This window comes from Mesorhizobium sp. M7A.F.Ca.US.006.04.2.1 (genome assembly GCF_004022915.1).
GTDB classification, from domain to species: domain Bacteria; phylum Pseudomonadota; class Alphaproteobacteria; order Rhizobiales; family Rhizobiaceae; genus Mesorhizobium; species Mesorhizobium ciceri.
Map to the genome: position 1 here is coordinate 1 of NZ_RZQA01000181.1, position 8632 is coordinate 8632.

Below are 8632 nucleotides of genomic sequence, written 5' to 3' on the forward strand. Positions count from 1 at the left end.
CCCTCCGCAAAGTTCGATTGCGGCAGCGTCATCGCCGGCCGCGCTCCTGTCAAGCGGACCTGGTCGAGGGCCGGCCAACCCGAACGAAAATCCACGCCTCAATTCCTGTCGGCCGGCTTGGAACGCATGCGCGAAACCGTCTCGCGCTCGGCGCGTTTGGAGCGCAGCGGCGGCAGGTCGCGGTCGATCAGGTCCATGTCCTCCAGCACCATATCGCCCATGCGCTTGAAGGCGATGTCGAGCGCGCCGGCGCGGTGAGCCGAGCGCAGGAAGCCGGGCAGGGCGCGCACCGGATGGTCCCGCGCCAGCGGTTCTTCGGGAAAAACGTCGCTGGCGGCGACGATGTGGCCGCTCTTAACCGCCGCCATCAGCGCCGGGAAGTCCACCACGCCGGCGCGGCTGAGCAGGATGAAGGCAGCGCCCTTGCGCATGCCGGCAAAGGCGTCGGCACCGAGAAAACCCTGGTTCTCGCTGGTCACCGAGGCAACGACGAAGATGAAGTCGCTGGTCGACAGCACCTCGTCGAGGGAGGCCGGCTCGACGCCATTGTCGATGAGGATCGATGGCGGCAGCCACGGATCGAAGACTTTGGTGCGGGTGCGGAAACCCGACAGCAGCCGGTTGAGCGCCCGGCCGAGATCGCCGAAACCGATGATGCCGACATCGGCGCCAGACAAGAGCCGCGCCGTCTGGTTGCCGTCGCCGCCCCACAGTTCCTGTCCCTGGCGGAAGGCGAGGTCGGCATCGACGATGCCGCGGGCGAGATTGAGTGCCATCGCAAGGCCAAGCTCCGCGACCGGCTCGGCGAACACCAGGCCGGTGGTGACGACATGGATGCCGCGCGCGAACAACGTCTCGTAGGGCATGTTGTTGATGAGGTTGGTCTCGACATTGAAGACGCAGCGCAGCGCCTTCATCCGGTCGAGCGTTTCGGGCGATATGGGCGGCTGGCCGATGATATAACGCACCTCGGCCAGCATGTCGGCCGGCAGTTTCGCGACGCCGTCAGCGGTCGTCTCGACGATGCGATAGTGCGCCTTGAGCCGCGCCAGCTGCCGGGCTGTGAAGATCAGGTCGAGCGTGCGTGGTTCAGGCGCACTGATGACCAGCGGCAAGGCGCTGTTGGACATGACTATTCCCTCTGTTCCCCAATGGCCAAAATACCTTGGATGAAACGATTTACAACATCGCGCGGCCGAGGAGCGCGCGATTGGCGCTGGGATGAGGTGACCTGTCGGAGCCGATATGTGCCGGCAATGCAACAGTGAAGAATCGTTTGACCGCGATGGCGTGGATACGACGTAAGAACCAGTAATGGCACAATTGACACGGGGCAGGGAATTGGTTCTGCTGGCGCCGTATCAATTTGGAGGGCACTTTACAGTGAAGAAATACGAGAAACCAACCTTGCAGAAGCGCGACAGGCTTTCGGGTGTCACGGCCCAGACTGCCCCATCGACACCTCCGCCGGCCGTCAGTGATTGATTGGCGTCTGACGCATTCGCCTGACAAGGGCAATCAATAGCGGCAATCGATAGGGCGCGACTGGTCGCGCCCTATCGCATATTGGCCACGGGTGCCCGCCGTTGTCCCAGATGCCGGACCTTACGGCCGATGATCATCAGCTGGCGCGCGGTGTTGTTGCGCAGGCGCCGCACGCGCCATTCCAGTCCGGTGTCGGCGGTAATCGACTTGGCATAGTAACTGACCCGCATGCCATCCTCATCGGCAGCCACCTTGACCGGGTCGTCATAGAAGGCGTTGATCTTGTCAGCCGCCATGCCTGGAGTTTCGAGCCAGCGTGGAATGTGAACCGAATGGAGCTGATCGACATCGGTCATCACGCGGCCGATGCCGACGCCCGGCGTCGGACACGTGGTACAGAAAGCATCGCCGATGAAGATGACCCCGTCGCGGCGATGGCCTTGCGTCGTGCTCAGACTGATCTGCCTGACCTCGACAGGACTCGCGACTTCGAAGTTGCCGCATCGCACGGCTATTTCGGGCATCAATTCGCAGAGCATCTTTTGCGGCTCCTGGCGGAACGCCCGCGTCCACGGCTCGGCCACATTGCGATAGAGGAACATGTTCGCCCGCATCTTGTCGCCGAGGGGAAAGATGCTGATGTAGGCGATACGGTCGGCGGCCCGCCTGCTGTAGCAGGTGACGGACTGATGACCGAAATCGCTGGGCGAGATGGCGAGGTCGAATCCCATCGACAGTGAATGCGCCTTCGATTGCTCGATACGCTCGACGCCGACGGCGCGCCGCACCGCCTCGCCGTGACCGGTTGCCACCACCAGCAGGCGGGCATCGATGACGGTGCCGTCGGCCAGCACAAGCCGCTGCCGGTCCGGTCCAGTCGAGACTTCGGTTACCTTGCCGACCGTCAGCGGCACTTGCGCAGGCAAGGCGTCGCGCAGGCCATTGATCAGCGCGCCATAGGAGAATGTGAATTCAGCCTTCTTCTCATGCGCGAAGAACTGGCCGAGGCGAAACACATGCGTGTCGGTCGTGGAGGTGACGAGACGCTTGAGTGTCGCATCGAGGCCGAGCTTTTCGAACAGCAGCATCTGGTCCATGCCGATCTTCTCGGCCCGGAATTCCTCGTGGTGGACGCGGTGCGGATCGATCAGCGCCACCTTGCGGCCGGCTCGTCCCAACAGAATTGCCAAGGTCGTGCCGGCCATTCCGGCACCGACGATCGCCACATCGACTTGGGCCGGGCCAGCCTCTGAGATACTCATTTTGCTGCTCTTTCTGATGGCAACGGCGCGTTTCACAATCTCCGGTAGAAAATATCTTCCGGACCTAAATCAACCGCAAGCAACCGGCGCGCGTGCTTGGTAGTAACCAATGTTTAGGTTAATCGCGGGCCCGCTGCTTCCAGCGCGGTGCGATCGCCGAGCCATCGATGAACTCAAAGCCGCCAGCCTCGTTGAGCGTGTGAAGTTTACGCCCACTCCATAGCGCACCTGGATTTAAGATGGTTTCAACGACCTGCTCCATGCCGATCAAATCAAGGTGAGAAATGCGTGCGATGCCAAGCGCCGCGCCATAGCTCCTGCGGCAGTCCTGGACCGGGCGCAGCAGGTCGTTGCCGCGCCTGACCATGCGGCCGGCCGGCCGCGCCGAGGCGATATCGATCAGCACGGGATTTTTGGGGTGCGGCGTCCAGGGGCCGCGAAAATCCGGCGCCGACCACAGATGCAGCGCGTCGGAGAAGGCGCCGCCGCCGTCGCGGACGGTGGCGAACAGCCACCAGGCGCCGCCATGCTCGACAAGCGTGGCGTCGCTGGCGACGACACCGGACAGAAGCGTCGCCTCCTTGACCCATCCGCCGGGAAAAGCTGTGGCCCGGTAGAGATCGACCGTGCCGTTGGCGCAGCTTTCCGGCACCATCCAGACCTCGCCGTCGCGCTCGAAGACGAAGGGGTAGGAGAGATGGTAGGGCAGCTCCAACACCGGTTCAGGCCTTCCGAGCGGGCCTGCCGGGCCGAAGGGAACGGCGGAGATGATGGCTTTGCCGAGCCGATGGATATAGTCCTCGACGAACAGGGTCAGCTGGCCCTGGTAGAGGATGGGGAACGGATCGGCGTAGAAGCGGCTGCCGTCGTCCGGCAACTCTTGCCAACCCGACGCCGGATGCGCGCGCAGCTCGAACAGATCGCGGCTCCCGGTTTGCCGCCAGCCGACCTTCCAGTGCGGCGCGTTGTAGCAAAGGTGATAGATCTTCTGGATGATCCGCCGCGCCAGCGCCTTGCCGGCCCTGACCCCAAGCTTGCCCGCCGAGGGCATTGGCGGCGGGCCACCCACCTGCGCCGGTTCGGGCAGATCAGGCACGGACTTTGCCGCGCCTGACATGGCAGCTATGATCAGGCTTGCTGTGCGCGCCAGCATATCCTGGAAGGACGCCAGCGCGATGCCGCCATATTCGGTGCCCAGACGCCCGGCGGCGATCGCAACGCCGTTCTCCTCGATGCGGGCAAGCGGCGTGCGACCTGCGAGGATCAGGGCCAGCAAGGCCGCTTCGCCGCTGGCGCCGTCATAGGTGACGCGCCAGATCCGTGTGCTTTCCAGCCTGACATCGCCGCAGAGGTCGATGACCAGGTCAGGCGAAGCGGGGGACTGCCGGTAGGGCGCGAGCGCCGAAAGCGGCACACGCTTGGCCAGTCCATCATGGGACAGTCCGTGGATCGCCGTTTCGAGTTGAAACAGGGCCGCGGCGCTGCGCGGAATGCCACCGCCCGCCGGCCTGACATCGACGGACAGTTCGACGTCTTCGAGCGCGGCAAGGCGCTCCAGCAGCGTGACGTGAAAGGCGCGGACGCAGTCGCCGTCCAGGCGGAGGCTTATCTGCATGTTGGAGGTCCGAAAAGGCGGTGCCCGGCCTTGCCGGCCAGGCCGGTCCGGTCAAATTGTAACCCCATCTGCATTCGTCTCCGCTCGCTGCGTAGCCAACACCTCGATATGTATATTTTTAAGCAAACCGCGTGCCAAAATTCACGTCACCTCTCAACATAATTAACAATGTTTTAACAGTTGGAGGAATAGCTAGGTTAGCGCCGCAAACTGGTCTTGCCGGCATATGGAGTATTGTCGGAGGCAGCCATGCAATCATCCCTGCCCATGGTTCCTCAGCAACACTCCCCGGATCCGGCACGCGCGGGATCATATGCAGCCTCCACTGTCGAACTGGGCGATCTGAAGCGCATCCTGGTGCGCCGCCGGTTCTGGATCTTCGGCACCGTCGCACTGCTGACGCTGGTCGCCCTGCTCTACGGCCTTTTCACACCGGCGCTCTACAGCTCGGCGGCGGAAATCCTGATCGATCCGCAGGACCTGCAGGTGGTCACCAACGACGTCAATCCCAGCCGTATCTCACCCGATGGCGGCATCACGCAGGTCGAGAGCCAGGTCAGCGTGGTCCAGTCGACGGGCGTGCTGATGCGGGCGATCGCGGCGACAAACCTGACGCAGGATCCGGAATTCAATGGGCAGGGCTTGCTGTCGCGCCTGCTCGGTTCGGCATCAGCCGAAGGCGACAGGTCGGTGCAGACACTCGACGCGCTGCGCCGGCGCCTGGCGGTGAAGCGGGCCGACAAGGTCCTGGTCCTCGACGTCATCGTCACCGCCAAGAGCGCCGACAAAGCCGCCCTCCTGGCCAACGCCATCGCGCAGGCCTACCTGGTCGACCAGGCGAGCGCGCGCGCGAAAATGGCCAAGGACGCTTCCGAGTCGATCACCGCGCGGCTGGACGAGCAGCGCAAGCGCGTCCAGCAAGCCGAAAACGCCGTCGAAGCCTACAAGTCCGCCAACAACATGGTGATGGCGGCAGGCAATCTGGTCAGCGACCAGGAACTGACCGAGATCAACACGCAGCTTGCGGCGGCGCAGAGCCGCACCGCGGCGCTGAAGGCGCAGGTCGACCAGATGCGCCGGCAGAGCGGCACGCCGGACGCAACTTCGGAAGCAATGCGCTCGGCGGTGATCTCGAGCCTGCGGGCGCAAGAGGCGACGTTGGTCGACCAGGTCTCGCAGCTCGGCACGGAGTTGGGGCCGCGTCATCCCTCGCTGATCGCAGCCCAGCAGCAACTGCGCGACACGCGCCAGCTGATCGCGCGCGAACTTGGCCGCATCGCCACCGCCACCGAGACCGACTACGAACGGGCGCTGGCCAACCAGCAGGCGCTGGAAGCCAAGGTCGCCGGCATGAAGAGCAAGTCGCTCGACACCGATCAGGCCTCGGTGCGGCTGCGCGAACTGCAGCGCGACCTCGAGGCGCTGCGTTCCGTCTACTCGAACTATCTCCAGCGCGCCCAGGAGACGCGCGAGCAGATCAATGTCGACAGCACCAATGCGCGCATCATCTCCAACGCCATGCCCGCCTTGAAGAAGAGCTGGCCGCCTCTGCCGCTGCTGTTGCTGGGCGCGATATTCGGCGGCCTTGGGCTCGGCACCGGTCTGGCGCTGATCGCCGAATATTCCTCGCCGACGGTGCTTTCCAGCGCCCAGATGCAGTCGGCCATCGACGCGCCGGTGCTGGGCGTGGTGCCGGCAAAGTCGGACACAGGCCGGCGCTGGTGGCCTTTCGGCGGGGCGCGCGCCGCCGCCTCCAGCCAGAAGACCGATGCCGTCGTCGGCCTTGCGCTGAGGCGCATGTTCAGTTCGGGCCAGCGTCCGGCGGACTGGCCGCTGGTGCCTTCCATCTTGGTGACATCGTCGCCGGGCGAGGGCGCGCAGCGTAGCCGGGTGGCGCGGCTGCTGGCCAATGCCGCGGCATCCAGGGGTAGCCGTGTGCTGTTCATCGATGCCAATGCTGGCGGCGGCGGCCAGAAGGATCCGCAGCCGGGGATCCTCGATGTTCTGCGCGGCGAGTACGCGTTCGAGGCCGTCAGCCATTACGCCGCCGGCAGCAACGTTGCCGTGCTGGGCAGGGGCCGCTCAAAGGCGGTCTTCCAGGAAGCGCATGGCATCTATTTTGCGCAGCAGATGCTGGCGCGGGCCAGCCGGAGCTTCGACCTCGTCGTCATCGACGGTGGCGCGCTGGCCGACAATCTCAATGCCTCGCCGCTGGTCGCCATGGCCGACGAGATCGTGCTCGTCGCCACGCTGAACGCCACCCCGATGCGCGACGTCACGACGACTTCGCAGGCGGTCTCCGTCATGGGGCGCCTGCCGACAGCCGCCTTGCTGGTCGACGAGGCCGCCTGATATGGCGGCCAGTTGGAGCGCAAGCGCTTCGAACCTTGGTGCTGCCGCACCCCGCGCCGGCACGCCCATCTCCGGCACCTCGGTCGATGCACTGACGCGCTTCGGACTGATCGCGGCGGTAGCGGTGCTGTTCAGCATCTCGGGGGGCATGCTGTGGCTGGTCGGCTACAATTATGATGGCCTGTTCGGCAACCCGGCGACCAAGATCCACCCGTCCACCTATCTCATCGTCCTGCTGCTTGCCTGGCGCTCCTGCGCATCAGGCAATCCGGTCGGCCATATCGTCCATCTCGCCGACAGGCGGCCGGCCAGCGCGCTGATGGCCGCCATATCGATCGTGCTTCTGGTCGTCGTCATCGCCAGGCAGCGGCCCGGTATGGCCGGCATGATCGATACGTTCGTGGCTGCGGCACTTCTCGTGCTGATGCTCAGCGAGGACGACGAACGGACCTTCGCCGGGCTGCAGACCGTCGTCCACGTGGTCATGACGGCGAATGCCTTGCTTGCCCTTTTCGAGTTCGCCACCAAAACGCTTATCTTCCCCTATCGCCTCGACGGCGTGGCGTTTACCACCGATCTGCGCTCGAGCGCGCTGCAGGGGCATCCGCTTGCCAATGCCATGGTGACGTCGATCTATGTGCTTGCGCTGCTCTCCGGTGCCAGATCCCTGTCGATGCCTGTGCGGATAGGGTTGATCGGCTTGCAATGCGCGGCACTCGTCGCCTTCGGCGGCCGCACGGCGATGGTGACGACGGTGGTGCTCGGCGGCTGCTACCTGCTTTTTCAGGGCATCACCAAATTGCGCCAGGGCCGCGTCAATCTCCTGGGTGCGGCACTCGGCTTCATGCTCGCCGCCCTGCTGCCGGTCGTCATCATTGTGGCGGCATATCTGGGCTTTTTCGACGCGCTGCTGGAGCGCTTCGTGTCGGACAGCGGCAGCGCCAATGCCCGGGTCGAGATGTTCGAGCTCTTCAAGCACCTGGAATTGCGCGATCTGATCGTGGGGCCGGATGTCGACCTGATCGACAGCCTGCGCCGCATCAACGGTCTCGAACAGGGCATCGAGAACCCGATCATCCGCACGGTCCTTTATCAGGGCGCCTTCTTCACGCTTTTGCTGACGTTCGGCTTCGTGCTGTTCCTGTTCGAGGTGGCGCGCCGCTGCCATCCCGGCATCTGGCTGCCGATGCTGGGCTGGGTCATCCTGATCAACACTTCGGAAAGCGTCGCGTCGAAGACGACGCTGCTGACCAAGTTCGTGGTGCTGGCATTGGTGCTCTATCGGCCGGCGCGGGCAGCGTTCAGGCCGGTCAGTCCGCCGGCATGGTCAGGCCAAGCGCCGCGATGATATCGGGGTCCAGCGCCCGGGTGGTGTCGTCCATCATGCCCATGCCATCGAAGAGATCCCACAGTGCCCAGGCGAAGCCGAGTTCCTCGGCGCTCCGCCTCACATCGGCGATGTAGCGCCCGCGATCCGGATTGGGCGCGGCGACATAGCGGGCGTCGGTGCGCAGCGCGCCGAACTCGCCCATGATGATGCGTTCCGGCGCAAGGCTATGGCCATCGGCCCAATCGCGGACCTGGCGAAGATATTTGTCGACAAACCAGCGGTCGGGCTGGGCGTCGAAATAGACTTTCAGCACACGCTCGGTCTCGGCATAGGCTGCTTGCTTGGCGTCTTCAGGGGTTTCGGTGTCCTGCGCCATGCGCGCCCTGACCGATGCCAGCGTCTGTTGCAGCGAGCCGGCGGATGCCGGCCACGGCACATTGTTGAGCGACCGATAGACCGGCTCGCGCATCCAGGGCGCGCCCTGATGGCTGAACAGATAGGGCTCATAGAAATGGAAGGTGAACAGGATCGGCTCGAAGGGCGACAGCGGGCCCGGATCGAGCGCGGTCAGTCCGCTCGCCATCGAGC

General features: G+C 64.5%; 5 protein-coding genes and 1 pseudogene. 2 read left to right on the forward strand and 4 right to left on the reverse strand.

Annotated features, from left to right (window positions below; all coding sequences use genetic code 11):
* Positions 1-98: 98 nt before the first annotated feature.
* The 3 genes from EN925_RS12285 to EN925_RS12295 all read right to left on the reverse strand — a co-directional run bounded on the left by EN925_RS12285 (position 99) and on the right by EN925_RS12295 (position 4362).
* Entirely contained in the window at positions 99-1130 is a 1032-nt protein-coding gene (locus EN925_RS12285; protein ID WP_013530601.1) for a hydroxyacid dehydrogenase, read from the reverse strand.
* Between the two features lie 426 nt (positions 1131-1556).
* Positions 1557-2747 (reverse strand): NAD(P)/FAD-dependent oxidoreductase, encoded by a 1191-nt coding sequence (locus tag EN925_RS12290; RefSeq protein ID WP_013530602.1) that lies wholly within the window; start codon positions 2745-2747, stop codon positions 1557-1559.
* A gap of 118 nt (positions 2748-2865) precedes the next feature.
* The gene (locus EN925_RS12295; RefSeq protein WP_013530603.1) at positions 2866-4362 is read right to left on the reverse strand and encodes a hypothetical protein; all 1497 of its coding nucleotides are present in this window, start codon (positions 4360-4362) and stop codon (positions 2866-2868) included.
* A 249-nt stretch (positions 4363-4611) separates the two neighbouring features.
* On the opposite strand from EN925_RS12295, the gene EN925_RS12300 reads away from it, so the two are divergent.
* Both EN925_RS12300 and EN925_RS12305 read left to right on the forward strand, forming a co-directional pair.
* Positions 4612-6714: an exopolysaccharide transport family protein gene (locus EN925_RS12300; RefSeq protein WP_127369053.1), complete on the forward strand. Its 2103-nt coding sequence runs from the start codon at positions 4612-4614 to the stop codon at positions 6712-6714.
* Position 6715: 1 nt separating this feature from the next.
* Positions 6716-8062 carry a VpsF family polysaccharide biosynthesis protein gene (locus tag EN925_RS12305; RefSeq protein WP_127369054.1) on the forward strand — a complete coding sequence of 449 codons (1347 nt, stop codon included), beginning with the start codon at positions 6716-6718 and terminating at the stop codon, positions 8060-8062.
* Here the strand turns inward: EN925_RS12305 and EN925_RS12310 are convergent.
* A pseudogene (locus tag EN925_RS12310) lies at positions 8025-8632 on the reverse strand (glycosyl hydrolase family 5); the annotation flags it as partial. The gene EN925_RS12305 and the pseudogene EN925_RS12310 sit on opposite strands and share 38 nt — an antisense overlap.